The 26,578-nt window shown below is 68.1% G+C and carries 27 protein-coding genes, 1 pseudogene and 1 riboswitch; of the genes and pseudogenes, 15 read left to right on the top strand and 13 right to left on the bottom strand.

The window, feature by feature from the left end; all coding sequences use genetic code 11:
• Positions 1 to 20: 20 nt before the first annotated feature.
• Positions 21 to 188 carry a DUF1737 domain-containing protein gene (locus ACIBH2_RS10010; protein WP_397115412.1) on the bottom strand — a complete coding sequence of 56 codons (168 nt, stop codon included), beginning with the start codon at positions 186 to 188 and terminating at the stop codon, positions 21 to 23.
• A gap of 38 nt (positions 189 to 226) precedes the next feature.
• Here ACIBH2_RS10010 and prpB point away from each other — a divergent pair, with 38 nt between their 5' ends.
• Both prpB and ACIBH2_RS10000 read left to right on the top strand, forming a co-directional pair.
• A complete protein-coding gene (prpB, locus tag ACIBH2_RS10005; protein WP_397116950.1) occupies positions 227 to 1,123 on the top strand; it encodes a methylisocitrate lyase in 897 nt (298 codons plus the stop codon).
• A 5-nt stretch (positions 1,124 to 1,128) separates the two neighbouring features.
• Positions 1,129 to 2,274, top strand: a complete 1,146-nt coding sequence (locus ACIBH2_RS10000; protein ID WP_397116948.1) for a bifunctional 2-methylcitrate synthase/citrate synthase — start codon at positions 1,129 to 1,131, stop codon at positions 2,272 to 2,274.
• Here the strand turns inward: ACIBH2_RS10000 and ACIBH2_RS09995 are convergent, their stop codons facing one another.
• Entirely contained in the window at positions 2,275 to 3,486 is a 1,212-nt protein-coding gene (locus ACIBH2_RS09995; RefSeq protein ID WP_397115410.1) for a DUF445 domain-containing protein, read from the bottom strand.
• A gap of 85 nt (positions 3,487 to 3,571) precedes the next feature.
• On the opposite strand from ACIBH2_RS09995, the gene ACIBH2_RS09990 reads away from it, so the two are divergent.
• The 3 genes from ACIBH2_RS09990 (at position 3,572) to ACIBH2_RS09980 (ending at position 6,116) form a co-directional block, all read left to right on the top strand.
• The gene (locus ACIBH2_RS09990; protein ID WP_397115408.1) at positions 3,572 to 4,477 is read left to right on the top strand and encodes a helix-turn-helix domain-containing protein; all 906 of its coding nucleotides are present in this window, start codon (positions 3,572 to 3,574) and stop codon (positions 4,475 to 4,477) included.
• A 92-nt stretch (positions 4,478 to 4,569) separates the two neighbouring features.
• Complete coding sequence (locus tag ACIBH2_RS09985) at positions 4,570 to 5,211, top strand: YitT family protein (RefSeq protein WP_397115406.1); 642 nt, start codon at positions 4,570 to 4,572, stop codon at positions 5,209 to 5,211.
• Positions 5,212 to 5,216: 5 nt separating this feature from the next.
• Complete coding sequence (locus ACIBH2_RS09980) at positions 5,217 to 6,116, top strand: alpha/beta fold hydrolase (RefSeq protein ID WP_397115404.1); 900 nt, start codon at positions 5,217 to 5,219, stop codon at positions 6,114 to 6,116.
• A 52-nt stretch (positions 6,117 to 6,168) separates the two neighbouring features.
• On the opposite strand, the gene metE is transcribed toward ACIBH2_RS09980, so the two are convergent.
• Positions 6,169 to 8,433, bottom strand: coding sequence for a 5-methyltetrahydropteroyltriglutamate--homocysteine S-methyltransferase (gene metE / locus ACIBH2_RS09975; RefSeq protein WP_397115402.1), 2,265 nt, complete (start codon positions 8,431 to 8,433; stop codon positions 6,169 to 6,171).
• 138 nt (positions 8,434 to 8,571) lie between these two features.
• Positions 8,572 to 8,761, bottom strand: a riboswitch (cobalamin riboswitch).
• A gap of 215 nt (positions 8,762 to 8,976) precedes the next feature.
• Between metE and ACIBH2_RS09970 the strand changes: the two genes are divergently transcribed.
• Both ACIBH2_RS09970 and rsmD read left to right on the top strand, forming a co-directional pair.
• Positions 8,977 to 12,381 carry a pyruvate carboxylase gene (locus ACIBH2_RS09970; RefSeq protein ID WP_397115400.1) on the top strand — a complete coding sequence of 1,135 codons (3,405 nt, stop codon included), beginning with the start codon at positions 8,977 to 8,979 and terminating at the stop codon, positions 12,379 to 12,381.
• A gap of 67 nt (positions 12,382 to 12,448) precedes the next feature.
• The gene (rsmD, locus tag ACIBH2_RS09965; protein WP_397115398.1) at positions 12,449 to 13,015 is read left to right on the top strand and encodes a 16S rRNA (guanine(966)-N(2))-methyltransferase RsmD; all 567 of its coding nucleotides are present in this window, start codon (positions 12,449 to 12,451) and stop codon (positions 13,013 to 13,015) included.
• Positions 13,016 to 13,088: 73 nt separating this feature from the next.
• On the opposite strand, the gene ACIBH2_RS09960 is transcribed toward rsmD, so the two are convergent.
• Positions 13,089 to 13,526 (bottom strand): DUF4279 domain-containing protein, encoded by a 438-nt coding sequence (locus ACIBH2_RS09960; RefSeq protein ID WP_397115396.1) that lies wholly within the window; start codon positions 13,524 to 13,526, stop codon positions 13,089 to 13,091.
• 108 nt (positions 13,527 to 13,634) lie between these two features.
• Here ACIBH2_RS09960 and coaD point away from each other — a divergent pair, with 108 nt between their 5' ends.
• Entirely contained in the window at positions 13,635 to 14,120 is a 486-nt protein-coding gene (coaD, locus tag ACIBH2_RS09955; RefSeq protein ID WP_397115394.1) for a pantetheine-phosphate adenylyltransferase, read from the top strand.
• A gap of 845 nt (positions 14,121 to 14,965) precedes the next feature.
• Here coaD and ACIBH2_RS09950 read toward each other — a convergent pair.
• A complete protein-coding gene (locus tag ACIBH2_RS09950; protein WP_397115392.1) occupies positions 14,966 to 16,429 on the bottom strand; it encodes a hypothetical protein in 1,464 nt (487 codons plus the stop codon).
• A 285-nt stretch (positions 16,430 to 16,714) separates the two neighbouring features.
• Entirely contained in the window at positions 16,715 to 17,230 is a 516-nt protein-coding gene (locus tag ACIBH2_RS09945; protein ID WP_397115390.1) for a GtrA family protein, read from the bottom strand.
• Between the two features lie 348 nt (positions 17,231 to 17,578).
• Between ACIBH2_RS09945 and ACIBH2_RS09940 the strand changes: the two genes are divergently transcribed.
• From ACIBH2_RS09940 to ACIBH2_RS09915, 6 genes are all read left to right on the top strand, one after another.
• A complete protein-coding gene (locus tag ACIBH2_RS09940; RefSeq protein WP_397115388.1) occupies positions 17,579 to 18,328 on the top strand; it encodes a DivIVA domain-containing protein in 750 nt (249 codons plus the stop codon).
• A gap of 85 nt (positions 18,329 to 18,413) precedes the next feature.
• Positions 18,414 to 19,043 carry a YceD family protein gene (locus ACIBH2_RS09935; RefSeq protein ID WP_397116946.1) on the top strand — a complete coding sequence of 210 codons (630 nt, stop codon included), beginning with the start codon at positions 18,414 to 18,416 and terminating at the stop codon, positions 19,041 to 19,043.
• A 2-nt stretch (positions 19,044 to 19,045) separates the two neighbouring features.
• Complete coding sequence (rpmF, locus tag ACIBH2_RS09930) at positions 19,046 to 19,228, top strand: 50S ribosomal protein L32 (protein WP_397115386.1); 183 nt, start codon at positions 19,046 to 19,048, stop codon at positions 19,226 to 19,228.
• A 25-nt stretch (positions 19,229 to 19,253) separates the two neighbouring features.
• Positions 19,254 to 20,000 carry a ribonuclease III gene (rnc, locus tag ACIBH2_RS09925; protein ID WP_397115384.1) on the top strand — a complete coding sequence of 249 codons (747 nt, stop codon included), beginning with the start codon at positions 19,254 to 19,256 and terminating at the stop codon, positions 19,998 to 20,000.
• Positions 20,000 to 20,857 (top strand): bifunctional DNA-formamidopyrimidine glycosylase/DNA-(apurinic or apyrimidinic site) lyase, encoded by an 858-nt coding sequence (gene mutM, locus ACIBH2_RS09920; protein ID WP_397115382.1) that lies wholly within the window; start codon positions 20,000 to 20,002, stop codon positions 20,855 to 20,857. The genes rnc and mutM overlap by 1 nt, the downstream gene beginning before the upstream one ends.
• Before the next feature lie 88 nt (positions 20,858 to 20,945).
• Positions 20,946 to 21,527, top strand: a complete 582-nt coding sequence (locus ACIBH2_RS09915; RefSeq protein WP_397115380.1) for a dihydrofolate reductase family protein — start codon at positions 20,946 to 20,948, stop codon at positions 21,525 to 21,527.
• A 60-nt stretch (positions 21,528 to 21,587) separates the two neighbouring features.
• On the opposite strand, the gene ACIBH2_RS09910 is transcribed toward ACIBH2_RS09915, so the two are convergent.
• The 7 genes from ACIBH2_RS09910 to ACIBH2_RS09880 all read right to left on the bottom strand — a co-directional run bounded on the left by ACIBH2_RS09910 (position 21,588) and on the right by ACIBH2_RS09880 (position 25,813).
• Complete coding sequence (locus tag ACIBH2_RS09910) at positions 21,588 to 22,040, bottom strand: DUF350 domain-containing protein (protein WP_397115378.1); 453 nt, start codon at positions 22,038 to 22,040, stop codon at positions 21,588 to 21,590.
• A gap of 34 nt (positions 22,041 to 22,074) precedes the next feature.
• Complete coding sequence (locus tag ACIBH2_RS09905; protein WP_397115376.1) at positions 22,075 to 23,238, bottom strand: glutathionylspermidine synthase family protein; 1,164 nt, start codon at positions 23,236 to 23,238, stop codon at positions 22,075 to 22,077.
• Entirely contained in the window at positions 23,238 to 23,960 is a 723-nt protein-coding gene (locus ACIBH2_RS09900; RefSeq protein WP_397115374.1) for a hypothetical protein, read from the bottom strand. The genes ACIBH2_RS09905 and ACIBH2_RS09900 overlap by 1 nt, the downstream gene beginning before the upstream one ends.
• Positions 23,961 to 23,987: 27 nt before the next feature.
• The gene (locus ACIBH2_RS09895) at positions 23,988 to 24,269 is read right to left on the bottom strand and encodes an acylphosphatase (protein WP_397115372.1); all 282 of its coding nucleotides are present in this window, start codon (positions 24,267 to 24,269) and stop codon (positions 23,988 to 23,990) included.
• A complete protein-coding gene (locus tag ACIBH2_RS09890) occupies positions 24,266 to 24,730 on the bottom strand; it encodes an OsmC family protein (protein WP_397115369.1) in 465 nt (154 codons plus the stop codon). The genes ACIBH2_RS09895 and ACIBH2_RS09890 overlap by 4 nt, the downstream gene beginning before the upstream one ends.
• Positions 24,731 to 24,829: 99 nt before the next feature.
• Positions 24,830 to 25,270: a hypothetical protein gene (locus tag ACIBH2_RS09885; RefSeq protein ID WP_397115367.1), complete on the bottom strand. Its 441-nt coding sequence runs from the start codon at positions 25,268 to 25,270 to the stop codon at positions 24,830 to 24,832.
• A 96-nt stretch (positions 25,271 to 25,366) separates the two neighbouring features.
• Positions 25,367 to 25,813: a MarR family winged helix-turn-helix transcriptional regulator gene (locus ACIBH2_RS09880; protein WP_397115365.1), complete on the bottom strand. Its 447-nt coding sequence runs from the start codon at positions 25,811 to 25,813 to the stop codon at positions 25,367 to 25,369.
• 112 nt (positions 25,814 to 25,925) lie between these two features.
• Between ACIBH2_RS09880 and ACIBH2_RS09875 the strand changes: the two are divergent.
• Positions 25,926 to 26,495, top strand: a pseudogene (locus tag ACIBH2_RS09875) (Dyp-type peroxidase domain-containing protein); the annotation flags it as partial.
• Positions 26,496 to 26,578 lie beyond the last annotated feature (83 nt).

Raw genomic sequence — 26,578 nt, 5'->3', positions numbered from 1 at the left:
CCAGTGTCGCGCCTCGGAATTCAGTCGTCCAGGACGACGGCCTGCGCGGCGATCACGGTATTGCCGTCATAGGTCACCGAGGGCGAGCCGTGGAGCCGGTAGCCCTCGGCGAGCAGTGCGCTGATGCGCGCGCAGAACGTGGCGTCGTCGGGGCCGGTGATGAGTCGGTAGCGCAGCTTGTCGGTCATGGTGTGAGCCTAGGACGGTGGTCGCTGTGACCGGGCTCATGGCGGCGGTGACCAGCGCCGCGGACAAGCGCGCGGCGTTTCGGGCCGGATTGGCGAGCGGGCGCATCCAACGGCTGCCGGGCGCGTTCAACCCCTTGGTGGCCAAGCTGATTCAGGAGATCGGATTCGAGGGCGTCTATGTCTCGGGCGCGGTGGTCTCGGCCGAATTGGCGTTGCCGGATATCGGGCTCACGACACTGTCCGAAGTGGTGGCCCGGGGGCGGCAGATCGCCGCGGTGACCGATTTGCCGGTGCTCATCGACGCCGATACCGGATTCGGCGAGCCCATGAACGCCGCGCGGACGGTGACGCTGCTCGAGGACGCCGGTCTGGCCGGATGCCATATCGAGGATCAGGTGAATCCCAAGCGGTGCGGGCACCTCGACGGCAAGGCCGTGGTGCCGGTCGGGGAGATGGTGCGGCGGCTGCGGGCGGCGGTGAGTGCGCGGCGCGATCCGAATTTCGTGGTCTGCGCCCGCACCGATGCCCGGGGGACCGAGGGGCTCGACGCGGCGATCGAGCGCGCCAAGGCGTATGCCGACGCCGGAGCCGATCTGATCTTCACCGAGGCCCTCGCCGATGCCGGTGAGTTCGCCAAGTTCCGTGCGGCCGTGGATATCCCGCTGCTCGCCAATATGACCGAGTTCGGCAAGTCCGAGCTGCTCTCGGCAGGGCAGCTCGAGCAGCTGGGCTTCAACGCCGTCATCTACCCCGTGAGCACCCTGCGGTTGGCCATGTACGCCGTCGAGACCGGGCTGCGCGAGATCGCCGGTACCGGAACGCAATCCGCGCTCCTCGGGCGCATGCAACACCGGTCGCGGCTCTACGAACTCCTCGACTACGCCGCCTACAACGAATTCGATTCCGACATATTCAATTTCACCGTGAGCGAGTGAGCGATATGACCGAGATCAAGAAGGGCCTCGCCGGTGTGGTGGTCGATACCACCGCCATCTCCAAGGTGGTGCCCGAGACCAACTCCCTGACCTACCGGGGCTATCCGGTACAGGATCTGGTGCGGCACTGCACGTTCGAGGAGGTCGCCTATCTGCTGTGGTACGGCGAACTGCCCGACGCCGCGCAGTTGGCGTCGCTGCGGCAGTCCGAACGCGCACTGCGGCAGGCGGATCGATCGCTGCTGGCGCTCATCGGAAAACTGCCCGAGACCTGCCATCCCATGGATGTGGTGCGCACCGCCATCAGCTACCTCGGCGCGGAGGACCCCAACGAGGATCGCGGCCGCACCCCGGAGGCCCTGCGCGCCATGGCCTTGCGCATGACCGCGGTACTGCCCACCGTCATCGCCGCCGATATGCGCCGCCGTCGCGGCCTCGATCCCATCTCCCCGGACGCCAACCGCGGCTTCGCCGAGAACTTCCTCTACATGTGCTTCGGCGCGGGTTCGGCCGGTGACCGCCACCTCGACCCGCGTGTGGTCCGCGCCTTCGAGACCTCGCTCATCCTCTACGCCGAGCACGGTTTCAATGCCTCCACCTTCGCCGCGCGCGTGGTCACCTCGACCGAATCCGATATCTACAGCGCGGTGACGGCGGCCATCGGCACGCTCAAGGGCCGCCTGCACGGCGGGGCCAACGAGGCCGTCATGCACGCCATGCTCGAGATCGAGGATCCCGACCAGGCGCGGGAATGGTTGCGGCACAAGCTCGCCCACCGGGAGAAGGTGATGGGCTTCGGGCATCGCGTCTACAAGCGTGGCGACTCGCGGGTGCCCACCATGAAGGCCGCCCTCGACGATGTCGCGGAGGTGACCGGTGGGCAGCACTGGCTGCGCATGTACGGCGAACTCGAATCGGCCATGGCCGAGGCCACCGGTATCGCACCCAATCTCGACTTCCCGGCCGGTCCCGCGTACTACCTCATGGGCTTCGACATCGACATGTTCACACCGATTTTCGTCATGAGCCGGGTGACCGGATGGACCGCCCACATTGTGGAGCAGTCCGAATCCAATGCCCTGATTCGCCCGCTCTCGGAGTACGTCGGGGTTCCGCAACGCGCTCTGAGCCCGTTGCTGCCCGCCTCCTGATCAGTGCAGCATGATCTGCACTTGCAGCTCACCGACCAGGAATCCGAGGACCGCGCCGATGGCGACGAGTTTCCACTCGTCCTGTTTGAACGCTGGACGCAGCAGCCCCTCGTACTCCTCGTCGGTGAGCAGCTTGGTCTTCTCGATGACCAGCGACTTCATATCCAGAATCTCGATGGCCTGCTGATCGAAGGTGTGCGCGGCCACGCGAATGTAGTCGAGCACGTAGCTCACCGCCTCGCGCTGCATGGTGCCCAGGGACTCCCCGGCGACCAGGGTGACAAGCGGTTTGGCCGGACCGGCCGCGCTGTCCACGAAGGACTGCATGCGATGGGAGAGCAGCGAGGCCAGCCGATCGGCTCGCTCACCCTCGAGCACCGCCTCCAGAATCTTCGCCGGAGTGAAGATCTCGTTGGCGATGAGGTCGGCGTAGTCGATGCACACCTGCTCGCGGCGCTTGTGGAACAGGCCCTGCCACTTGAACGGGCCGATGCCGACCGGCTTCACCGGCCGGAAGATCATCTGTAGCGCAAGCCAATCCGTGGTCAGGCCGGTGAGGCCGCCGAAGGCGGGCATGAGCAGGGGCGAATGGGTGAGCGCCCAGGTGAACATTTGCACGACGCCCAGCACGGTGCCGAAGAGCAGGCCCGACCGCACGATGAAGCGCAGCTCGTGATGGCCTACGCGCCTGACCATTTCGACCAGCAGCGCCGGATCGTCGACCAGCGCGCTGATGGCCATACCGCGCAGATCCATCACCTGGTCGATATTGGTGCGCAGATCGACGACGATCTCCTCGATCAGCTGCGGCACCTCGCGCTGCACCCGTTCGATGAGGGCGCGCTGCGCGGCGGGCGGCATATTCACCCAGAGGCGCGGATTGTGCCGCATCATCATCTCGCGGACCATGTGGTCCACCGCCGCGTTCAGCGGAACGCGCAGGCGCGTGGTCAATTCCGCCACATCGACGCGGTCGATCATCTCCTGCGGATTGATGAGTTTGGTGAACATGAGATCGACCGCGATGGTCGCCATGCGCGGTGCGGCCTTGGGCACCACGCCCTGCCAGCCGAGGTAGGGCGGAATGCCGATGAAGCGCAGCGGCCGCATGAGCATCTCCACCGCGACGATCTTGGTGGACCATCCGATGAGCGCCGCGACGAGCGGAATCGACAGATACAGCAGCCAGTTCTCGGCGAAATCGGCGATCACCGCGTTGTCCCCACGCCCACTCCTCAGTACGATTATTCGAATCGACCAATATGTCTATTCGTATTCGGCTAGGCTAGGAGAACCTGTGCCCACTGGCAAGACCGGGGCGGTGGAGAGCTCGCCGCCCACCCGGCGGGTCATCTCCGTGGTCGAACTCCTGACCGCCCACCACAGTTCGATGACCGCCGCCGAAATCGCCGACACCCTCGATCTCAATCGCTCCACGGTGGGTGCGATCCTGGCGGCCCTCGGCGACAGCGGGTGGGTGCGCCGACTGCCCGATCTGAGCTATGAGCTCGGTCCGGCGCTGGCCGCCATCGGCCACCGGGCCACCGCCGCCCAGCGCGACTGGGAGTGGTTGCACGCCGAGCTCGAGCGCCTCGCCGCCCGGGTCGGCTGCGGTGCCGCGCTCACCGCCATCACCGGCGAGGAGCTGGAATTCCTTGCGGTGACCCGTGATCGGGGATTGGTACCCGGCGGCATCGAGGCGGGCATCCGCTTCCCGCTGCTGGCTCCCGCCGGGGCGGCCATCATTGCCCACGCCGGGGCGGCCCGGCAGCGCGACTGGCTCGAGACCGCCGTCCCAGAACGCCGTGCCGACTACGCGGCCGTGCTGGAGACGCTGCGCACCGAGGGCTACAGCGCGTGGCGGCTGGCTCCCGACAGCATTCCGACCCTGCGCGTACTCGCCGATGTGGTGGACCATCTCGCCGAACACCCGACGAGCAAGGATCTGCGCGGCCGGGTGCTCGCGCTCTTGGCGACGGTCGGGGGCGCTCCCTACGATCCGGCGACGATGAACGGTGCCGACGCGCTGCCGCTCAGCTACCTGAGCGCGCCGGTCTTCGATGCCGAGGGCCACGCCGCCATGGAGTTGCAGATCGGACCGTTGCGCTCCGCGGTCACGCGTGCCGAACGTTTGCGCTATATCGAGGAATTGACCGCCGCGGCCGGTCGCCTCGGTGCGGAAAGGTCCACTTTTCAGTCCTGACGAGGCGAAAACCAGTCCAGTTTCGGACGATCGGTCCAGTAATTGGCGAGTGGCTCTGTATTCACAGACCAGTTGCCCGCCATGCTGGGCCAATGTTGCTTCGTCGGTTGATCGCGCTCTATGTCGGACTGGTGCTCTACGGGCTGTCGATGGCGGTCATGATTCGCGCCGGGCTCGGCCTCGATCCGTGGGATGTGTTCCATCAGGGCGTGGCCGGGCGGGTGGCGATCAGCTTCGGCGCGGTGGTCGCGATCACCGGGGTGGCGGTGCTGTTGGCCTGGATTCCGTTGCGGCAGAGGCCCGGTCTGGGGACCGTGAGCAATGTGGTGGTCATCGCGGTGGCCGTCGACGCGGGGCTCTGGCTGCTGCCGCAGGTGCACGGGCTGCCGTGGCAGGTCGGGGCCATGGGGCTGGCGGTGGTCGTGAACGCGGTGGCCACGGTGCTCTATATCGGTGCGGGGATGGGTCCGGGGCCGCGCGATGGCTTGATGACTGGACTGGTTCGGCGGACCGGTCAGCCGGTGTGGTTGATTCGCACCGGGATCGAGGCGTCCGTGCTGGCCACCGGCTGGCTGCTGGGCGGCAGTGTCGGCATCGGCACCCTCGTCTACGCCTTCGGCATCGGGCCGCTCATCCAGCTCATGATTCCGTTCGTCGACGACTACCTCCCTGGCTTCCGGGAACCGGAGGCTTCCAGGGAAGCGGAGATCGCCCCGGCGGTGAGCGCCGCCTGAATTCCATGACCTCGGAGGTCATCGACGCCGTGATCTCGGCGCGGCACTGTGGGAATCAGTCCCGCCCAAGAGATCTGGAGAGTGATATGGCCAAGACCGCCCTGGCGAGCGAACTCGGCGTCGTGGAAGGAACACTCGAACACGGCATGCCCTACCTGGCATTGGGGTCGGGCAGGCCGCTGGCGTTCCTGGTGTGGTTCACGCCGGATTTCGCCAATCCCACCGGGTGGATGCGCGCGGCGATGATCAAGACGCTGGCCCCGCTGGCCGAGCGGTTCCGCGTCTACGCGGTGAACCGGGCACCGGGCACCCCGGCGGGCACCACCATGGCCGATATCGCCGCGCGGCACGCCGACGCACTGCGGATCGAATTCGGTGAACCCGTCGACGTGATCGGCGTCAGCTCCGGCGGATCCATCGCCCTGCAATTGGCCGCCGACCACCCGGACGTGGTGCGCAGGCTGGTGGTGCTGTCGTCCGGATATCGGCTCGACCCGAATGCCCTTGTCGCGCAGCGCAACTACGCCGAGGCGGTCGCGGCGGGTCGCCGTGGTCTGCACCACGGCGTGGATATCACCATCAAGTCCCCGGTCTTGGCCGCGTTGGCCAGACCGCTGCTGTGGTTGGTCGATCCCCTGGTGCGTCCGAAGGACCCGGCGGGCATGCTGGCCTATGTGCGCGCCGAGGACGGCTTCGACCTGACCGGACGACTGGGCGAAATCGACACGCCGACATTGGTTCTCGGCGGCGACCGGGACGCCTGCTATTCGGTCGAGAACTTCCGGCGCACCGCCGAGGGACTGCCGAACGGCCGCCTGATCGTGTACCCGGGTGCCTCGCACACGGGTGCGGTCAAGGATCCGCGTGCCGTCGCCGACATGCTGAATTTCCTCACCGCCGACTAGGTTTCGCTCGGCCGAGGGCCCGCGGTCACCGCTGACCGCGGGCCCGCCGAACTCAGCGCACGGCGTCCGCGGCCGCCCGCATATTGCGCAGCGACGCCGCCACCTCGACCGGCCCACGGGTCTTCAGACCGCAGTCCGGATTGACCCAGAGCCGTTCGGCTGGAACGGCTTTCAGGGCCGCGCGCAGCGAACCGGCGATCTCGTCGACGCTCGGGACGCGCGGGGAGTGGATGTCGTAGACACCCGGGCCGATCCCCAGCGCGAATCCGGCGGCATTGAGATCGTCGAGGACCTCCATGTGCGAGCGGGCCGCCTCGATCGAGGTGACATCGGCGTCCAGGGCCGCGATGGCGTCGATCACCTCACCGAACTCCGAATAGCACAGGTGCGTGTGGATCTGGGTGGCGTCGGAGACGCCGGAGGTGGCGAGCCGGAACGCCGCCACCGACCAGTCCAGATACTCCTGCTGCTGCTCGCCGCGCAGCGGCAGCAGTTCACGCAGCGCCGGTTCGTCCACCTGGATGATCCGAATACCCGCCGCCTGTAGGTCCACGGTTTCATCGCGGATGGCGAGGGCGACCTGGCGCGCGGAATCCGCCAGCGGCTGGTCGTCGCGCACGAACGACCAGGCCAGGATCGTGACCGGCCCGGTGAGCATGCCCTTGACCGGCTTGTCGGTGAGCGACTGCGCGTACTCGATCCACTCGATGGTCATCGGCTCGGGCCGCGCCACATCGCCGTAGAGAATCGGCGGGCGCACGCAGCGGGTGCCGTAGGACTGCACCCAGCCGTTCGCGGTGGCGGCGAAGCCGTCGAGCTGTTCGGCGAAGTACTGCACCATGTCGTTGCGCTCGGGCTCGCCGTGCACGAGCACGTCGAGGCCCAACTTCTCCTGCAGCGCTATCACTTCGGCGATCTCGGCGCGCATGCGCTCCTGGTATTGGGCGGGGGTGATGTCGCCCTTGCGCAGTGCCGCCCGGTCCCGGCGGATGGCGGGGGTCTGCGGGAAGGAGCCGATGGTGGTGGTCGGTAGCAAGGGGAGGTTCAGCCGATCCCGTTGCAGGGCAGCGCGTTCCGCGGCGGGGGCGCGGCGGGTGGCCTCCGGGCCGAGGGCGGCCAGGCGGGCGCGGACGGTGTCGTCGCGCAACCGGGCGTCGGCGGCCCGGCTCGCCAAAGCCGCACGGGCGACGGCCAATTCGTCGGCGACGCCCTCGGTTCCGGAGTGCACGGCGGTGGCCAGCACCCGCACCTCGGTGACCTTCTCGTCGCCGAAGGCCAGCCACGACCGCAGCGCCGGATCCAGGTCCGGTTCGGCGGTCAGCGAGTACGGCACGTGCAGCAGCGAGCACGAGGTCGAGACCACGAGTGCGCCGGTGCTTCCCAACAACGTGGCGAGGGTGGACAGGGCGTGGTCCGGATCGGTGCGCCAGATATTGCGGCCCTCCACGACTCCGGCCACCACCAGTTTGTCGCGCAGCGCAGCGACGCCGACCACATCGTCCACGGTCGTTCCGGCGGTGAAGTCCAGCGCGATCGCCTCGACCGGCGTGGAGGCCAGCACCGGCAGTGCCGGGCCGGGCCGCCCGAAGTAGGTGGCGACGAGCAGGGCCGGGCGGTCCGGCACCGAGGCCAGTTCCCGATAGGTATTGCCGACCAAGGCCAGCTCGTCGGGTGTGAGATCGGTGACCAGCACCGGTTCATCGATCTGCACCCACTGCGCGCCCACCTCGGCCAACTGCCGCAGCAGGTCGCGGTAGAGGGGCAGCAGGTCGTCGAGTCGCCGCAGCGGATCGACACCGACACCCTTGGCGAGCTTCAGGAAGGTCAGCGGTCCGATCACCACCGGCCTCGCGGGAATATCGAGCTCACGGGCTTCGCGCAGCTCGGCCAGCAATTTCTCCGGATGCAGCGAGAACGCGGTCTCGGCTCCGATCTCCGGCACGAGGTAGTGGTAGTTCGTGTCGAACCACTTGGTCATCTCCAGCGGCGCGACGGTATCGGTGCCGCGCGCCGCCGCGAAATAGCGGTCCAAGGGGTCCTCGATCCCGGCCACGCGCGGCGGCAGTGCGCCGACCATGACGGCGGTGTCGAGCATCTGGTCGTAGTACGAGAAGGTTCCGACCGGAATCGAATCCAATCCGGCGGAGCGCAAGGCGTTCAGCTGCGCCGTTCGCAGCTCCCGCCCGACGGCGTGCAGTGCCTCGGCGTCGATGCGCCCGACCCAATAGGACTCGATGGCGCGCTTGAGTTCCCGGCGCGGCCCGATACGCGGCGTACCGAGCACCGTCGCGGTGAAAGGGGTGGGTGTTGCGGTCACAGGTGTTCTCCAGTGCTCCAGAGCCACTGGCCACCGCCGCGGGTGCGAACAGCCGTGCCGCGTGCACGCCGAAACCAAGGCATGCCGAGTACACGTGCGGTCCGTCGCCCAATCCACGAGGCGGAGGCCGCCGGATACGGCGTATCCGGCACGGTCGGCAGGTCTTCGGACTCGCGGGCTCCGGCCTCATCGGCCGACCTACTGGCCGTCGCTTCCCAGGTGTGCCCAGTGCTCATGACGGCGGTCGTTCCCGTATACCGCTGCGGGACAGTCCCGGATTCTCACCGGGTTCCCTCTCACCGGAGGAACTCACGGGCTGTGAGTATCCGGTTTCGACGCCGACTGGGGGCTCCCGTCCGGCGAACCGACTGCGCCACAGAGCATATCGCCGACCGATAGCCACCGTTCACGAGGCGGGGTCGGAGGGCCCATGTGTCGTCCGCGTGAACACATCTTCGCAATTCAGCCAACCCCCGTTGTGAAGATTCCTGCGAACCGGACATCGTGACCGAAGGCTGTCCGGGGAGCAGGTACCTTAGGCGAATGTTCTCCAAAGTCCTGGTCGCCAACCGCGGCGAGATCGCCATTCGCGCATTCCGCGCGGCATACGAACTCGGCATCGGCACGGTCGCTGTCTTTCCGTACGAGGACCGCAACTCGGTGCACCGGTTGAAGGCGGACGAGGCGTATCAGATCGGCACGCCGGGGCATCCGGTACGGGCGTATCTGTCGATCGAGGAGATCATCACCGCGGCCAAGAGTGCCGGGGTCGACGCTGTCTACCCGGGTTACGGTTTTCTTTCCGAGAATCCGGACCTCGCGTCGGCCTGCGCGGACGAGGGCATCACCTTCATCGGACCGTCCTCGCAGGTGCTGGAGCTGACCGGTAACAAGGCCCGGGCGATCGCCGCCGCGAAGGCCGCCGGACTGCCGGTGCTGAACTCGAGCGAACCCTCCGCCGATGTGGACGCGCTCATGGCGGCGGCCGAGGACATGGAGTTCCCGGTCTTCGTCAAGGCCGTCGCCGGTGGCGGCGGTCGCGGTATGCGCAAGGTGGACGACCGGGGGCAGCTGCGCGAATCCATCGAGGCCGCCGCGCGCGAGGCCGAATCGGCCTTCGGCGATCCGACGGTCTTCCTCGAGCAGGCGGTGGTGAACCCCCGCCATATCGAGGTGCAGATCCTCGCCGACCAGCACGGCAATGTGATCCACCTCTACGAGCGCGACTGCTCGCTGCAGCGGCGGCATCAGAAGGTCATCGAACTCGCGCCCGCCCCGAACCTGGATCCCGCACTGCGCGACCGTATCTGCGCCGATGCCGTGGCCTTCGCCAAGGAGATCGGGTACTCGTGCGCGGGCACCGTGGAGTTCCTGCTCGACGAACGCGGCAAGCACGTGTTCATCGAGATGAACCCGCGAATCCAGGTGGAGCACACGGTGACCGAGGAGATCACCGATGTGGACCTGGTTCAGGCGCAGATGCGCATCGCCGCCGGGGAATCGCTGGAAGACCTTGGGCTGAGCCAGGATTCGATCACCATTCGCGGTGCGGCGCTGCAATGCCGCATCACCACCGAGGATCCGGCCAATGGCTTCCGGCCCGATACCGGACGGATCACCGGCTACCGCTCGCCGGGCGGCGCGGGCGTGCGCCTCGACGGCGGCGCGAATGTCGGGGCCGAGGTCGGGGCCTACTTCGACTCCATGCTGGTGAAGCTCACCTGCCGAGGGCGCGATTTCTCCGTCGCCATCGCACGGGCGCGGCGGGCGGTGGCGGAGTTCCGCATTCGCGGCGTGACGACCAATATCCCGTTCCTGCTGGCCGTGCTCGACGATCCGGACTTCCGGGCGGGCAAGGTCACCACCTCGTTCATCGACGAGCGGCCGCAGCTGCTGACGCTGCGCTCCTCCGCCGACCGCGGCACCAAGATCCTGCGGTATCTGGCCGATGTCACCGTGAACAAGCCGCACGGACAGCGGCCCACCAAGGTGTACCCGCACGACAAGCTGCCCGCCCTCGATATGACCGTGCCGCCGCCCGCCGGATCGCGGCAGACGCTGCTGGAGCTGGGGCCGGAGGGGTTCGCGGAGTGGCTGCGCAAGCGGCCGGGGGTCGCGGTCACCGACACCACCTTCCGCGACGCGCACCAGTCGCTGCTGGCGACGCGGGTGCGGACCAATGGCCTGCTCGATGTCGCGGGGCATGTGGCGCGCATGACGCCGGAACTGCTGTCCATCGAATGTTGGGGCGGCGCAACATATGACGTCGCTTTGCGGTTCCTCTACGAGGATCCGTGGGAGCGGCTCGCTGCGCTGCGCGAGGCGGTGCCGAACATCAACCTGCAGATGCTGCTGCGCGGGCGCAATACCGTCGGCTACACGCCGTACCCCGAAAAGGTCACGCGCGCATTCGTTTCCGAGGCCACCGCGACCGGCATCGACATCTTCCGCATCTTCGACGCGCTCAACAACGTCGACCAGATGCGGCCCGCCATCGACGCGGTGCGCGAAACCGGTACCGCCGTAGCGGAAGTCGCCATGAGCTACACCGGCGACCTGTCCAATCCGGACGAGAACCTCTACACGCTCGACTACTACCTCAAGCTCGCCGAGGAGATCGTCGACGCCGGGGCGCACATCATCGGCATCAAGGACATGGCCGGGCTGCTGCGCGCTCCGGCCGCCGCGACGCTGGTCGGGGCGCTGCGCCGGGAATTCGATCTGCCGGTGCACGTGCACACCCACGACACCCCGGGCGGGCAGCTGGCCACCTACCTCGCGGCGTGGCAGGCGGGGGCGGACGCCGTCGACGGCGCGTCGGCTCCGATGGCGGGCACCACCTCTCAGCCCGCGCTCTCGGCCATCGTCGCGGCGGCGGCCAATTCGCCCTACGACACCGGGTTGAACCTGCAGAACGTGTGCGACCTCGAGCCGTACTGGGAGGCGCTGCGGAAGGTGTACGCGCCCTTCGAATCCGGACTGCCGGGGCCGACCGGGCGCGTGTACCACCACGAGATTCCGGGCGGTCAGCTGTCGAACCTGCGCCAGCAGGCCATCGCCTTGGGCCTCGGCGACCAGTTCGAGGAGGTCGAGGCGAAATACGCTGCGGCAGACCGGATGCTGGGTCGACTGGTCAAGGTCACGCCGTCGTCTAAGGTGGTCGGTGACCTCGCTCTCGCGCTGGTCGGCAGCGGGGTCGATGTCGAGGACTTCGCCTCCGATCCCGGACGCTACGACATTCCCGATTCCGTGATCGGTTTCCTGCGTGGCGAACTCGGCACCCCGGCGGGCGGCTGGCCCGAACCCTTCCGCAGCCGCGCGCTGGCCGGACGCGGACCGGCCAAGCCCGAAACCCAGCTCACCGCCGAGGACGAGGCCGGACTCAACGGCACCTCCGAGCAGCGCCGCGCCACCCTCAACCGGTTGCTCTTCCCCGGCCCCACCGCCGAATTCCTCGCCCACCGCGAGAAGTACGGCGACACCACCGGGCTCTCGGCCAACCAGTTCTTCTACGGTCTGCGCCACGACGAGGAGCATCGCGTCCAGCTGGAGAAGGGCGTCACCCTGCTCATCGGCCTGGAGGCCATCTCCGAGCCCGACGAGCGCGGTATGCGCACGGTCATGTGCATCCTCAACGGGCAATTGCGGCCCGTCGCGGTCCGCGACCGCTCCATCGCCAGTGAGGTGCCCGCCGCCGAGAAGGCCGACAAGACCAGTCCTGGGCATATCGCGGCGCCCTTCGCCGGTGTGGTCACCCTGGCCGTCGGCGAGGGCGACTCGATCGCCGCGGGCGACACCATCGGCACCATCGAGGCCATGAAGATGGAGGCCGCCATCACCGCCCCGCGCGGGGGAGTGGTGAAACGTGTTGCCATCAGCAAGGTGCAGCAGGTCGAGGGCGGCGACCTGCTGATCGATATGAGCCTCACCGAGGCCGCGGCCGAGTGAACGCCGGTACGCGGTCGGCCCCTCGCGTGGAATCGGCGGGGGCGCAGCGGATTCGGAGGGCGCGGCGATGACGCGCATTGTCGCTGGCACGGCTGGCGGGCGGCGACTGCGCGTCCCGCCCGCCGGTACGCGGCCGACCTCCGACCGGGTGCGGGAGGCGCTGTTCTCGGTGCTCGCCGCCCGGCTGGACTTCGACGGCCTGCGTGTGGTCGACCTGTACGCGGGCTCGGGCGCGCTGGGGCTGGAAGCCTTGTCCCGCGGCGCGTCCCGCGCGCTGCTCGTCGAATCGGACCGCAAGGCCGCCGCGGTGATTCGCGGCAATATCGGTGATCTGGGGTTGCCCGGAGCCGAATTGCGGCCCGGCGCCGTGGCCTCGGTGCTCGCGGGCGGGCCGTCCGGTGGCCCTTACGATCTGGTGTTCTCCGACCCGCCCTACGATCTCGACGTCACCCAGGTCATCGCGGACCTCGCCGCCCTGGCCGAGCACGGCTGGCTCGCCGAGGACGCGCTGATCGTCGTGGAACGCTCCAGCCGCTCGCCCGAACTGTTCTGGCCCGCAGGCTATTACGCCCTGAAGTCGCGCACGTACGGAGAAACTCGCATCGACTTGGCCGAGTACTCGTCGGAGTCCTAGCTCAGCTGAGTCCTAGCTCAGTGGGCCCTGGTTCAGCGGGGTCCTGGTTCGGCAGGGTCCTGGTTCGGCGGGGCTATTCGCTCAGGTCGTATTCGTCGACGTCGAGCTCCGCGCCGACCGCGAGGAGGAACTCCATGACCTCGCGGTTCAGGTGCCACCCGAAGAGATTGGGCGCATCGGTGGGCGCGCGATCATCCGGGTCCCCGAAGGACCGGACGACATTGAGTGTCGCCCAACCACCTTCGGCCTCGAGCCGCCGCGCGCAGGTGGCGATCCGCTCCGTGCGCGGCCGCAGCCTGTCGACGATCCGCTCGATCTGCTCGTCGACCCGCAGCCCCGAATCGAGGCACACGAGCTTCCACGCGTGGATGCGCGGGACCACCCGAGGCTCGGTGCGCCGACTGCCGCGCACCCACACCTCGTCCGGAGCGAGATCCACCTCGGCGGCGATCGTCTCCGCCGAGGTGTGCTCGCTCATGAGTGCGAAGTAGGCGTACTGACTGACCGGCATGCCTGGCAGCCTAGAACAGCGCATTGTGCCCGGTCGCATGGTTTTCGGCGGTTCGGCCTCCGGCGTCCCGCAGGGGCGCGGCCGGTGCGGTCCTGCTAGCGTCGCCACATGGCTGGAGCAATCTGCCCGGGCTCGTTCGACCCGGTACACAATGGGCACCTCGATGTGATCGCGCGGGCGGCGGCGCAGTTCGACGAAATCGTGGTCACCGTCGGTGTGAACCCCAACAAGCAGGGCATGTTCACGATCGACGAGCGGATGGAGTTGGTGCGGGAGACCACCTCGCATCTGCCGAATGTGCGGGTGGCGTGCTGGCAGGGGTTGACGGTGGACTTCGCCAAGCAAGAGGGGATCACCGCCATGGTCAAGGGGTTGCGCGATGCGACCGACCTCGGACACGAATTGCAGATGGCGCAGATGAACCGCAAGCTCGCCGGAGTCGAGACGTACTTCATCGCCACCAATCCGGCTTACAGCTTCGTGTCGAGTTCGCTGCTCAAGGAAGTCGCGACCCTGGGTGGGGATATCGCGGATCTGCTGCCGGATGTGGTGCACAAGCAGCTGCTGGCGAAGATCGCCGAGCGTCGAGGCTGAGGCTAGGGCTATCGGTTCGAGGGTTTGGCCTGAGCGGTCGCACATCGCCCCCCGAGGGCGAATTTCGCCGTCCGAGGCACGATTTCGTCCGCTCAGACCAACCCCCGATCAACTCCCGCTGGCACTACCGGTCACCGTGCTACCAAGAATGGCCAACCAATACCGGAACAACTCCCAGGGGTTGGTCGGACCTTGCGGGAAGGTGGGGTCGAACATGGCAATCTCCCTTTAGCGCAACACGTTCGACGCCCACCCTGACAGTCATTCGAGCCAGGCGACATCCCCGGCTTCTTCTGCCCAGGCAAGTAGGGGCGTAAGACCCACAGACACGGGCCTCCGAGCCGCAGCGCGCAGTAACCGGACCTGCGACGCGCAGTAGCCGGTGCCGTGGCGCGCTGCCACCGGTGCCGCGACGCGCTGCCACCGGAGCTGCGACGCGCTGCCACCGGAGCCGTGGCACGCGGTAACCGAGCCGTGGGCGCACCACCCGGACAAGGCCGTATCACCCGGAGTCGTCCGCACACCATCGAGATGCGGGCGAGGAACCTGACCCGTGGGCGTATCACCTGGACGGGGCGTGCTACCCGGAGCCGTCCGCCGCATCACCGAGGGCGGGCGAAGAACCTGACCCGTGGGCGTATCGCCTGGGCAGGGGCGTGCTAGCCGGGGCCGTCGGCCGCACCGTCGAGAGATGCGGTGCGTAGCGCCTGGAACATGAGGCGTACCACCGGGTCACCGGGAGACGTGGTGCTTGCTTGGAGAAGTGGGGGCGCGAAAGTCTGCGGTTTTTCGCGCCCCCACCGACCGGCCGTCGGCGGACCGGCGGCCGGAGTCCTATACGCCAGTTATAGCTTCCGGATGGTCAGTGGGCGCGGGGTGGGGAGTGCGGCCTGGCGGAGGTATCCGGTGGGCGGCGGGTTGCGGCGGGCGCGTTGGACGGCGTCGCGGACGCGGGCGCCGACCTCGAGGGAGGTGATGTCGTCGTCGGTCCAGCGCACCACCTGGAATCCCAAGGCGCGCAGGGCTTCTTCGCGGCGCAGGTCGGCGCGCACCGCATCGCAGAGGGTGGAGAGCCGCTGCCGTTGGTGGCGGCGGTCATCGAAGAGGCCGACGACTCCGGTGTCGCCGAAGTAGCAGTCGACCAGACCGGCCCGCTGCCCGTCCGGGCCGAACACCTCGCCGCGCCACTGCGGCACCGGCACCCCGAGCCGCCGGAACATGACCCGGCTGCGCGACTCCCCGACCCGCGCGCAATGCGGATCGAGAAACGCCGCCACCCGGTGCGCCATGGTGCACCCGTGCCGCCGCTTCGCCGTACCCAACTCCGCCGCCAAATCCACGGCGGTGACCCCGAACCCCCGCGCGATGGCATCGCCCGCCACCACCGCCGCCTCGAACGGCAGCGTGCGCGCGAGATCGACAATCGTGCGCGCCGGTGTGGTCACCGCCAACCCATCCACCTCCGCGACGGCGTCCACGGGCGCGCAATGCACCTTCACATCCGTCCGAATCCGCCCACCCCCACGCCGATTCCGCGTCACGCACACCCGCTCCAACTCCGACGACCACACCGGCGCCCCATACAGCACCGCAGCCGACTGATGGCTGACGATCGCCTCCACCGACAACCCCGGCACCACCCCCGCCACCAACAACCGATGCCGCTGCGCCACGCCCAAATCGGCGAACGCCGCCCGATCCGCGTACAACCCCCGCCGCACCCGCCGCCACGCCCCACCCGCACACAGCCGCCGAATCTCCTCATCACTCACCCCACCCCGCACCATCTCCTGCCGCCGCCGCACCGGCCCGCCGCAGGCGGCGACATTCGAATCCGTTGCGCGGTCAGCAGAGACATGTGGTGAGTTCGGCGCCGCGGCTACATCCACCGCATCGGGGCGGTCGCCTACCGAGGAAGTGTTGCGGGCGGTCGCCCCCGCCGCGCCTCGCATCGGTACCGCTGTAGCCGCGGCCGCATCACCACGCTCGCGCCCCGAGGGTGCGTCGCGGATGGGGACCTTTTGCGCCGCTGCGATCACCATTGGCGCTGTGGTAGCTGCGGCCGCGTCGCCCCGCTCGCGCCCCGAGGGTGCGTCCGGGGTGGTGACGTCTTGCTCCGCTGCGATCACGATCCGCGCTTTGGTAGCCGCGGCCGCGTCGCCGCGCTTGCGCCCAGGGGGTTCGTCGTGGGTGGTGACGCGTTGCTCTGATCCGATCGCCATCGCTTCTGTCGGGTCCGCCGTATCGCCGCCGCGCGGGTCACGGGCCGCAATGCTGCGCGGCGCTATCGGCCGCTCGTCGGTGGTCATTCGGTGGCCTGGGGGCCGGGGTCGCGGGCGATGTGGCGGCGGGTGCAGGTGTGGGGTGTGGTGGTGGGGCGGAGACGGGGTCTGGGGGTTGCGCTGCCGCGCCAGATGATTCGGCGACTCGCACAACGCTTCATGGCTGTCCTCCAAGGGGATAGGCGTTATTCGCTTACTTCCTTGGACGCGCCACGGTGGGGGTGGGTTCCCTTCTTCGCACCCTGCGACTTCCCGCACCAAAAACTAGGTCCCGCACCACGTTCGCGTGGTGCGGGACCGAAGGACAGAGGGTCAGAAGACCCAGAGGCGCAGGGTGAGGAAGCGGAGGGTGCCTACCGCGGCGGTCACGGCGAGGACCGCCATGGCCTGGGCGATATCGCCCAAACCCGGTGCGCCCCACTCCAATGCGGCGATCGCGCCGGAGGTGATGGCCAGACCGGTCAGCGCCAGCGCGCCGCCCTCGATCTGCGCGGTGTGCCAGCGCACGCGCCCGGAGGCGTGGAAGGTGAGGCGGCGGTGCAGCTCATTGGCCAGCGCGGTGCTCACGATCGAACCGGCGAGATTGGCCAGCTGCGCGCCCTCGCCGTACAGCGCCAGGAACAGCAGCAGATAGCCGACATTGCTCAAACCGCCCACGAGGGCGAAGCGAACCAATTGCGCGAGAGCGTGCTCGCCACGGAGGAAGACACCCAGCTGTCCGAACCAGTTCGCCCCGGTACGCCGCATGGTCTGGTAGCCATCGGCGTAGATGGTGAGGACGTCGGCAGCGGGAAGGGTGGCCCGCTGCGGTAGATCCAGGACAGTCATTGTCTCTTCCGATCGAACTCGCCGTCCCCGACCTGGTGGGTCCGATACGGCTGCTGCTCTCTAGTTCTGTCTGTTCAGTCTGTACTGAACATCAGGAACTGTCAATGGGTTTTTCGAACCCGCCCGCTTGCGTCGTTGGGAGCGTTCGGTGCGCTTTCGCGAATAAATGTAACACGAACCGGAGGGTGAGCCTCCAGTTAATTTTGTGGTCTGCGAGACACTCCTGTGGCATTCCAAACAGGAGCCCGACACGCCGCCGCGCCACGCAGTTGACAGCGGCGGCTCGGGGCACACTGGCCAGAGCGGAGAGTGTCGCCGTGAGTCCGGCAGGAGAAGTGGGGTAGCAGTATGTACCGGGTATTCGAAGCACTGGACGAGCTCGTAGCCATTGTCGAAGAGGCGCGCGGGATTCCGCCGACCCGCAACTGCATCGTGCCGCGCGGCGAGGTGTTGGAGCTGCTCGACGATGTGCGCGAGGCGCTGCCCGGTGAACTCGACGACGCCCAGGACGTGCTCGACCACCGCGACAAGATCGTCACCGACGCCCGCGACTCCGCCGAGGCCGCGGTCACCGGCGCCAACGCCCAGGCCGAGCAGACCGTCACCGGCGCGCGCGAGGAGGCCGACCGCATCCTCGCCGACGCCAAGGCGCACGCCGATCGCATGGTCGCCGAGGCCCGCGCCCACGCCGACCACCTGGTCGCCACCGCCGAGCAGGAGGCCGAGCGCACCGTCGCCGAGGGCCAGGCCGAGTTCGAGGCCGTCACCGGCCGCGCGCGCACCGAATCCGAGCGCATGATCGCCGCCGGACAGGCCTCCTACGACCGCTCGGTCGCCGACGGCAAGGCCGAACAGGAACGCCTGGTCTCGCAGACCGAGGTGGTCCGCGCCGCGCACGCCGAATCCGCCCGGCTCATCGACACCGCCCAGGCCGAGGCCGACCGCCTGCGCGACGAATGCGACCAGTACGTCGACGGCAAACTCGCCGACTTCGAGGAGACGCTGCACAACGCCCTGCGCGTGGTCGGCCGCGGCCGTGCCCCCGCCCGGCCCGCGCCCTCGGTCGTCCCGGACTACGCGGGTGAGTTCCGCCGCTGACCCCGCTCTCGGTTTGGGCTGGAACCGGGCGATCCAGTATTGTTGAGTGGTTGCCCATTCCACACCGAGCGTGAGTGAGTTCGTGATGCCCGCCGATTCCGGTTCCAATCCGCGTCATCGTCGCAAGACGACCGACGCGGGTTTCGTGCTGGATGTACGCAGTCTCGGACGCGCCCCCGGATCGATGAAGGAAGTTCATCGCAACCTGACCACCGAAGCGAAGATCGGCCTGGAAATGGTCGGCATCCCCGTCGGTGCCCAGGTGGAGATGGACCTCGTTCTGCAGTCGGTCTCCGAGGGCGTGCTCGTCACCGGCACGGTGTACGCACCCATCGACGGCGAATGTTCGCGCTGCCTCGAGCCGTTCACCGACGAGCTCGAGCTCCAGATCACCGAACTGTTCGCCTATCCGGACAGCGCTACCGAGCAGACCACCGAGGAAGACGAGATCCACCGCCTGATCGACGACATGATCGATCTGGAACCGGTGGTCATCGACGCGGTGGGCTTGGAGCTTCCCCTGCAGCCGCTGTGCCAGCCGGACTGCGCGGGACTGTGCCCGGAATGCGGTGTACGGATGGCGATTGCGGGTTCCGGCCACGGCCATGAGATACTTGACCCTCGCTGGGCCAAGCTCGCGAACCTCGCGGTGCACAACGGTGCCGATGGCGCCGCGCCCAACCAGTCAGCCGATTCAGATTCAGAGGAGAACTAGTCGTGGCCGTTCCGAAGCGCCGGATGTCTCGTGCCAACACCCACTCGCGCCGGAGCCAGTGGAAGGCCACCGCGCCTACCCTGATCACCTGCCCGAACCGTGCCTGCGGTCAGCAGACCCTGCCGCACACCGCGTGCCCCAGCTGCGGCACCTACAAGGGCCGCCAGGTCACCGCTGCCGTCTGATTTCCCACATCCCGGTAGCGCATCCGTGACCGCCAGCAAGGACGCGGCGGACATTCCCGCCGTAGGCGACTCAGCCGACCACAACAGCCTGCTCGAGGCGCTCGGCGTCGATCTGCGACCGGACCTGTTGCGGCTCGCCCTCACTCACCGCTCGTACGCGTACGAGAACGGTGGGCTGCCGACCAACGAACGCCTGGAGTTTCTGGGCGATTCGGTGCTCGGCCTGAGCATCACCGAACGCCTGTACCTGGAACACCCCGACAAGTCCGAGGGTGAACTGGCGAAACTGCGTGCGAGCGTGGTCAATATGCACGCGCTCGCCGAGGTGGCGCGCGGTCTGGGCGACGGCGGGCTCGGTCGGCATCTGCTGCTCGGCAAGGGCGAAGAGCTCACCGGCGGCCGGAACAAGCCGAGCATTCTCGCCGATGGCATGGAATCGCTGTTGGGTGCGGTGCACCTGCAGCACGGCATCGATGTCGCGCGCAGCGTGGTGCTGCGCCTGTTCGCGGAACTGCTCGAGCGCGGCCCCCGCATGGGCGCCGGGCTGGACTGGAAGACCAGTCTCCAGGAGCTGACCGCGGAACGCGGAATCGGCGTCCCCAGCTACGAGATCACCTCGACGGGGCCCGACCACGACAAGGAGTTCACCGCCACCGCGGTGATCGGTGGTCAGGCCTACGGTCAGGGTGTCGGCCGCTCCAAGAAGGAAGCGGAGCAGAAGGCGGCCGGTGCCGCCTATCAGTCGCTGAACGCCGAGAACTCCGGGGCCTGATGCCCGAACTTCCCGAAGTCGAGGTCGTACGACGCGGGCTCGCCGAACATGTGGCGGGCCGCGTCGTCGAATCGGTCACCGTGAAGCATCCGCGCTCGGTGCGCAGGCATGTCATGGGCGGTGACGACCTCGCGGCGCGACTGGCCGGTCTCCGGGTGGAGGCGGCCCAGCGGCGGGGAAAGTTCTTGTGGCTCACCTTCGATGAGCCCGATACGTCTCTAGTCGTGCATCTCGGGATGAGCGGGCAGATGCTGGTGCAGCCCGCCGACGCGCCCCTGGAGAAGCACGCGCACATCATCGCCACCCTCGATTCGGGCAATGAGCTGCGCTTCATCGATCAGCGGACCTTCGGCGGCTGGCAGCTCTCCGGACTCGTCGAGGTCGACGGCACCCTGCTGCCGGATCCGGTCGCGCATATCGGTCGCGATCCGCTGGATCCGCTCTTCGATCCCGATGCCGTGGTGAAAGCCTTGCGCGCCAAGCACTCCGAGATCAAACGGGTGCTGTTGGACCAGACGGTGGTCTCCGGTATCGGCAATATCTACGCCGACGAGGCGCTGTGGCGGGCCGGTATCCACGGCGAGCGCATTGCCGCCAAACTCAGCAAATCCGCCCTGCACGGCCTGCTCGCCGAGGCCCAAGCCGTCATGGGTGAGGCGCTGCTGGCCGGTGGCACCTCCTTCGACGCGCTGTATGTGAACGTCAACGGCCAGTCCGGCTACTTCGAACGCGCCCTCAATGCCTATGGCCGCGAAGGCGAGCCGTGCGCGCGCTGCGGCGCCCCGATGGTGCGCGAGAAGTTCATGAACCGTTCCTCGTTCTCCTGCCCGCGCTGCCAGGTGCGGCCCCGCCGCTGACCGCCCGGTCCCCGCGACGCCCTCGCCGGGTCCGCGAAGTCGCGCTACCGTTTTGTCATCGGCCGCACATCGTGGCCATGGAGGACGAATGCGCAAACTGACCTACTACGTCGCGTCGACCATCGACGGATTCATCGCCACCGAGGAGGGCTCGGTCGATTTCTTCCCCGTGGGCGGTGACCACGGTTCGGCGATCGCCGCGCACTATCCCGAGACGCTGCCGACCAAGGTGCGTGAGGCGCTCGGGGTGGACAAACCGGGGACGACCTTCGATACCGTCGTAATGGGCCGCAAGACACACGATTTCGGCGTCCGCACGGGTACCTCCAGTCCCTACGCGCACCTACGGCAGTTCGTGGTGTCGGGGTCGCTGCCGGAGAGCCCGGACCCGGATGTCGAACTCATCTCCGCCGATCCGCTCGGGCGGGTGCGAGAACTCAAGCGGGAGAAGGGGCTCGGCATCTGGCTCTGTGGCGGTGGGGAATTGGCGCAGGCGCTGCTGCCGGAGATCGACCAGGTGTTCCTGAAGCTCTACCCGGTGCTGCTGGGCAAGGGCCGCCCGCTGTTCGGCGACAGTGCCCGCCTGCCGGAGCCGACCCGGTTCCGCGTGCTCACCAGCCGCGTCTTCGAGGACGGCGTCGCGTTCCTCAAGTACAGCCGAATCCGCTAGCGGCACAACACGACAAACGCGCCCGTCCCCGAGTTCGAGGGCGGGCGCGTTGGTGTCCGCTCAGAGAATGGCGACCGCGACGACCAGGCCCAGCGAGACGTGGGCGGCGGAGATCATGGCGGCGGCCGGGGTGTAGTTGGGGTCCTTCAGCACCGCGCCGATGTCGATGCCGATCACCCACTCCACGATGCGCACCGAAATCACCTGGGCGACAATGCCGATCAAGCCGAAGACCAGGGTGGCGATGAGCCCCTCGGAGAGTTTGCCCGCCGAGGAGTAGATGGCCAGCACCACGATGAACGCCATGCTGATCATTCCGCTCGCGCTCACCAGGACGGCGTTCGGACGGCCCTCGGAGACCATCTGCCGCAGGCTGCCCGGGGTGGTGACGTCCACGGCGTAGAAGCCGATGAGCATGAGGGCCAGGCCGAGGACGGCATAGCACAGAATGGCCCCGACGCCACGGCCGAGCGAACTCCAGTACCCCGCTTCGAGCGCGAGAGTAGTGGTCATCGTTGTCCTCCAGGTAGGTGGTATCAGGGTGGGATTATTGCGGAATCCGATGCGGTACGAAGGCCGCGCCGTCATCGGTGATCAGCCCCGCGGTTTCACGGATGCCGAGTCCGGCCGAGGTGTCGCCGACGATCCAGGCCCCGAGCACCGGGCGCATGCCGTCGAATTCCGGTAGCGGGTCGAACATTTGGTAGACGAAGCCCTCCGCGCCGTACACGCCGCCGGTGGCGGTCTCCGCGCCCGCGCCGACGATCGTCATATTCGCGCCCTCGCGGCCGAGCTTGGGTTTGCGAATGTACTCGGTGAGCTCGTGCGGGTCGTCGAGGTAGGCGGGCAGCAGATTGGGGTGCCCGGGGTACATCTCCCACAGCACCGCCAGCAGCGCCTTGTTCGACAGCAGCGTCTTCCACAGCGGCTCCAGCCACATGGACTGCGGTATCGAGCCGACCACGCGCTTGCCGAAATCGTCGTCGAGCACCCATTCCCACGGGTAGAGCTTGAAGATCGAGTCGATGGGCGATTCCGCCAGATCGACGAACCGCTCCAATTCGGTATCCCAGCCGACCTCTTCGATGGGCAGCGCGATGGTGTCGAATCCGGCCTCGGCGGCGGTCTCCTGCATGTACGCGGTGGTGACATTGTCCTCACCGGTGGCGTCGGCACTCGACCACGCGAAGTGCAGCTCCGGGGTGGGCAGCACCTCGCGCAGTTCGGTCCAGCGCTCGACCAGCTTCTCGTGCAACGAATTCCACTGGTCGTCGTCGGGATGGGTGTCGGTGAGCCAGTGCCACTGCACGATCGCCGCCTCCAGCAGCGAGGTGGGCGTATCGGCGTTGTACTCCAACAGTTTCGCCGGGCCGCGACCGTCGTAGCGCAGGTCGAAGCGGCCGTAGACGTGCGGGTCGGAGCGCTTCCAGGAGTTGGTGATGGCTTCCCAACTCCATTGCGGCAGACCGAAATCGGCGAAGCGCTCAGTCACCACGATCTGTTCGACGGCGTGCAGGCACATGGTGTGCAGCACCTCGACCTGCGCCTCCAGGGCCAGGATCTCGTCCATATCGAATTCGTAATGGACCGATTCGTCCCAGTAGGGCCGTGGTTGGCCGCTGGCATCGCGGCCGGGGGAGCCGTACACGAGGCCTTGGCTCTCGATGATGCGTTCCCAGCTCTTGCGTGGCGTACCGCGCATCCGCCGCATTACGAGCCGCCGCCGATCCGGGTGCCCAGGCCGCCACGCTGAATCACGGTGCCGCTCTTGGTCTTGATCTCCGCGCCTTTCGGTTTCACGGTGGTGCCGCCGACCGGGGGCTTGCCGACGGTATTGGTGCCGCCGTAGTAGTAGCGGTACTGATTGCCCGCCAGAATGAAGATGCCGGTGCCGCCGCCGCTGTGCGACCGGGAGGCGTCGTCGCAGTAGTTGTCCGGTACGACGATCTCCTGATTGTCCTGCGTGGCGGTGATGGTCTGGCCATTGCCGATGGCGACCTGCTGGCCCTTCTTGGCGATGATCGTGCAGTAGGCGGTGACGTCGTCGGGCGCGGTGATGGCGCTGTAGGCGAGGTAGCCGCCGCCGACCAATCCGGCCACGCCCACCACGGCGACGCCGCCGATGAGCAGCTTCTTGCGCTTCTTTTTCTTGGCGGCCTCCGCGTCGGCCTCGGCGCGGGCCTGCTCCTCGGCGCGTTTGCGGGCCTTCTCGCGCGCCCGCGCCTCGGCGACCGTAGGTGGGCGGGGCGTGGTGACGCCGGGTTCCTGGCGCTGCATACTGCCGCGCTGCGGGGGTTCGGCGGGCGGTACGGACGGTCCGGTCGGCTGGGCGACGGGGCGGTCGTCCTCCTTGGACTGCCAGCTCGGCTGCGCGACCGGTCGAGAGTCGTCCTCGGGTGGCTCCGGCGTACCGCCGGGACGTTCGTCAGCCAACGCTCGACTCCCTGAACTCCCCGCGCACTACCGCTCCTCGAATCCGCTCATCTCACCCTGTGCGGCCGCCCAGTCTTCCACAACCAGATCGACCCGACCAGGAGTATTGCCGGAGCGTAGCAGCGCGAGCAAGGTTTCACAGCGCTCTCGCGGACCCTCGGCGACCACGTGTACGCGGCCGTCGCGGTGATTGCGAGCGTAGCCGGTGAGCCCGAGTTCCAGTGCGCGCGAGCGCGTCCACCAGCGGAAGCCCACACCCTGGACGAGGCCGTGCACCCAGGCGCTCAGCCGGACCTGGTCGGCACTCACTCGTCGATGGTGAAGGACAGGTTGACCACGGTGCCCGCCTTCAGGGTCCGTCCCACGGTGCAGACCTTGTCGATGGAGCGCTGCGCGGCGACGAGCAGGCGCTGGCGCGATTCCTCGTCTAGTTCGCTGAGGTCCAGTTCGAAGGATTCGTTCAGCTCCGGGTACAGCTCGTTCTCGCGGTCGGCGTCGCCGGAGACGCGCACGGTGGCGTCGAAGGAATCGCCGAGGCGGCGCGAGAGGGTGAAATCGGCGCTGAGTCCGGTGCAGCCCGCCAGCGCGATCTTCAACAGCTCACCGGGGGTGAACGCCCCGGGCACGCCCTGCGAGGCGATCAGCACCTCGCCGCCACGGTTGTTGCGGCCGGTGTAGGCCCGGGTGCCGGTGCGCTCGACCCAGAGCTCGACCGGCTCGGCGGCCTGCGCGGGAACGGCGTTCTGCGGTGCGACGGTCTGTTCGGACATAGCAAGATCCTCCCATTGGCTGACGGCGTGCGGGCGCGTGCCCTATCCGGACAATTCGAAACACCGATGGCCGCGGCCGAATTCCGCCGGTGCGGGCCGCTAGTCCGCGCCGGGACGCGCGATCATGAGAACGACGACGACGGTCCAGAGCAGGTTGTAGATACCGGCCAGCATGCCGAGGGTGCGCAGGCGCTTGCCGTCATCGGGTGTGTCGAGGGCATCGCGCTGCATGGGGTGGATGACCACGGCGAGCAGGCCGCCCGCGATGAAGGTCAGCGCCATGGCGAGGGTGATCCAGATCTCGCCCATGCGGCCCTGGTAGATCGCCAGCGCGATACCGACGACGGGAACGATGAGGGCCAGTAGCGCGTAGTTGCCGGTGATGCGGTGAAAAGCCTTGGCCACGGACGGGTTTCGCTCTGCCGCAAGCTCGGTGCCCGCCACGGGCGCGTACCGGGGGAACAGGCTCGCCGCGACGGCCGAGCCGCCCACGAAGATGATTCCGGCCAGCACATGGATCGACAACAGCACGGGTTTCACGGGTCCTCCAACCTTCAATGTGGCTGAAGCCTAGCACTGGGCTTCAAAGTGACTGAAGGTTGTGTGTGAAGTCACGGGCACCGTGAAAGGCGGTGTTCAGGAGTCGTTTCGGCTGCTGAAGGCGGCCATGACGGCCGCGCCGACCTGACGCCGCGCGGGTTCGGCGTCCGGGCCGAAGAGGCGCTCGTCGACCTCGGCGACCGCCTTCTCGGCGGCGTTCAGCAGGCGGGTGCCCTTGGCGGTGAGTTCGATGGTCGAGGCGGAGCCCGCCCGCGCGGTGCGATCGCGCACCAGGCCCGCGGCGACCATGGCCTTCACCGCGGTGTGCACGCTCTGGACGCTGATCGCGCCCATGCGGGCGAGCTCGCTGAACGAGGCTCCGGGAATGCTGGCGATATGGCCGAGCAGCGCCAAGCGCGAGACGGTGAGATTCAGTGGCGCGAGGGCGGCGGCGAGTTCGGACTCCACTCGGTGGGCCAGCGTCAGCACGATGATGGAGGTGCTGGCGGGCGGTGGGGCGGGCTGGCCGTGCTCGGTACTCACCGCATCAGTTTCGCGCATGGCGGGTGCGCGGCGCGGCAACCGGTCCGCGCTGGCGCGGTGCTAACCTTCAACCTAGTTGAAGCTCGGGCGGTTCGCCAGTACCCTTCGGGACATGGACGAATCTACTACGAATCGTAGTAATTCAGGGCGGGTTTCGCGTCGGACGCTGTTCGGATCGGCGCTCGTGGCGGCGGGGGCCGCGAGCGCGGGGGTGGTGGCCGGTCGGGTCACCGCGCCGGAACGCGCGGACGCCCCGCGCGTGGAGGACTTCCACGGCACCCATCAAGCGGGTATCGCGACCGCCGCCCAATCCCACGCGCTGTTCCTCGCCTGCGATGTGGCGCGCCCGGATCGCGGTGTGCTGCGGGAACTTCTGGCGGCCTGGACCGAGACGGCCGCGGCGCTCACGGCGGGGGAGCGGGTGCCCGACGGTTCGGACGCGTCGCCGGGGTTCAGCAATCACACCGATTTCGTGACCGGGCTGGATCCGGCGCGGCTCACGATCACCTTCGGATTGGGGCCGTCGATCTTCGACGACCGGTTCGGCCTGGCGGACCGGCGGCCCGAACATCTGCGGCCGCTACCCGAATTCACCGGGGACGCACTGCGTTCCGCGTGGTGCGGCGGTGATCTCCTGGTGCAGATCTGCGCCGACGACGCCCAGGTGGTGAGTCATGCCTTCCGCTCGTTGCGGGCGCGCCTGCCCGGGCTGGGCAGTATGCGCTGGACCCAGCAGGGCTTCCTGAGCCGCCCGGCCGCGGCGGC

This window comes from Nocardia sp. NPDC050406, assembly GCF_044459025.1.
Lineage (GTDB): Bacteria > Actinomycetota > Actinomycetes > Mycobacteriales > Mycobacteriaceae > Nocardia.
Note: the sequence above shows the minus strand (reverse complement) of the source record. Positions and strands in the feature narration are given on the sequence as shown.

Excerpts from the sequence above, each read along its gene's own strand:
- ACIBH2_RS10010 (WP_397115412.1), bottom strand. The coding sequence starts at position 188 with ATGACCGACAAGCTGCGCTACCGACTCATCACCGGCCCCGACGACGCC.
- prpB (WP_397116950.1), top strand. The coding sequence starts at position 227 with ATGGCGGCGGTGACCAGCGCCGCGGACAAGCGCGCGGCGTTTCGGGCC.
- ACIBH2_RS10000 (WP_397116948.1), top strand. The coding sequence starts at position 1,129 with ATGACCGAGATCAAGAAGGGCCTCGCCGGTGTGGTGGTCGATACCACC.
- ACIBH2_RS09985 (WP_397115406.1), top strand. The coding sequence starts at position 4,570 with ATGTTGCTTCGTCGGTTGATCGCGCTCTATGTCGGACTGGTGCTCTAC.
- ACIBH2_RS09980 (WP_397115404.1), top strand. The coding sequence starts at position 5,217 with ATGACCTCGGAGGTCATCGACGCCGTGATCTCGGCGCGGCACTGTGGG.
- ACIBH2_RS09970 (WP_397115400.1), top strand. The coding sequence starts at position 8,977 with ATGTTCTCCAAAGTCCTGGTCGCCAACCGCGGCGAGATCGCCATTCGC.
- rsmD (WP_397115398.1), top strand. The coding sequence starts at position 12,449 with ATGACGCGCATTGTCGCTGGCACGGCTGGCGGGCGGCGACTGCGCGTC.
- ACIBH2_RS09960 (WP_397115396.1), bottom strand. The coding sequence starts at position 13,526 with ATGCCGGTCAGTCAGTACGCCTACTTCGCACTCATGAGCGAGCACACC.
- coaD (WP_397115394.1), top strand. The coding sequence starts at position 13,635 with ATGGCTGGAGCAATCTGCCCGGGCTCGTTCGACCCGGTACACAATGGG.
- ACIBH2_RS09950 (WP_397115392.1), bottom strand. The coding sequence starts at position 16,429 with ATGACCACCGACGAGCGGCCGATAGCGCCGCGCAGCATTGCGGCCCGT.
- ACIBH2_RS09945 (WP_397115390.1), bottom strand. The coding sequence starts at position 17,230 with ATGACTGTCCTGGATCTACCGCAGCGGGCCACCCTTCCCGCTGCCGAC.
- ACIBH2_RS09940 (WP_397115388.1), top strand. The coding sequence starts at position 17,579 with ATGTACCGGGTATTCGAAGCACTGGACGAGCTCGTAGCCATTGTCGAA.
- ACIBH2_RS09935 (WP_397116946.1), top strand. The coding sequence starts at position 18,414 with ATGCCCGCCGATTCCGGTTCCAATCCGCGTCATCGTCGCAAGACGACC.
- mutM (WP_397115382.1), top strand. The coding sequence starts at position 20,000 with ATGCCCGAACTTCCCGAAGTCGAGGTCGTACGACGCGGGCTCGCCGAA.
- ACIBH2_RS09915 (WP_397115380.1), top strand. The coding sequence starts at position 20,946 with ATGCGCAAACTGACCTACTACGTCGCGTCGACCATCGACGGATTCATC.
- ACIBH2_RS09910 (WP_397115378.1), bottom strand. The coding sequence starts at position 22,040 with ATGACCACTACTCTCGCGCTCGAAGCGGGGTACTGGAGTTCGCTCGGC.
- ACIBH2_RS09905 (WP_397115376.1), bottom strand. The coding sequence starts at position 23,238 with ATGCGGCGGATGCGCGGTACGCCACGCAAGAGCTGGGAACGCATCATC.
- ACIBH2_RS09890 (WP_397115369.1), bottom strand. The coding sequence starts at position 24,730 with ATGTCCGAACAGACCGTCGCACCGCAGAACGCCGTTCCCGCGCAGGCC.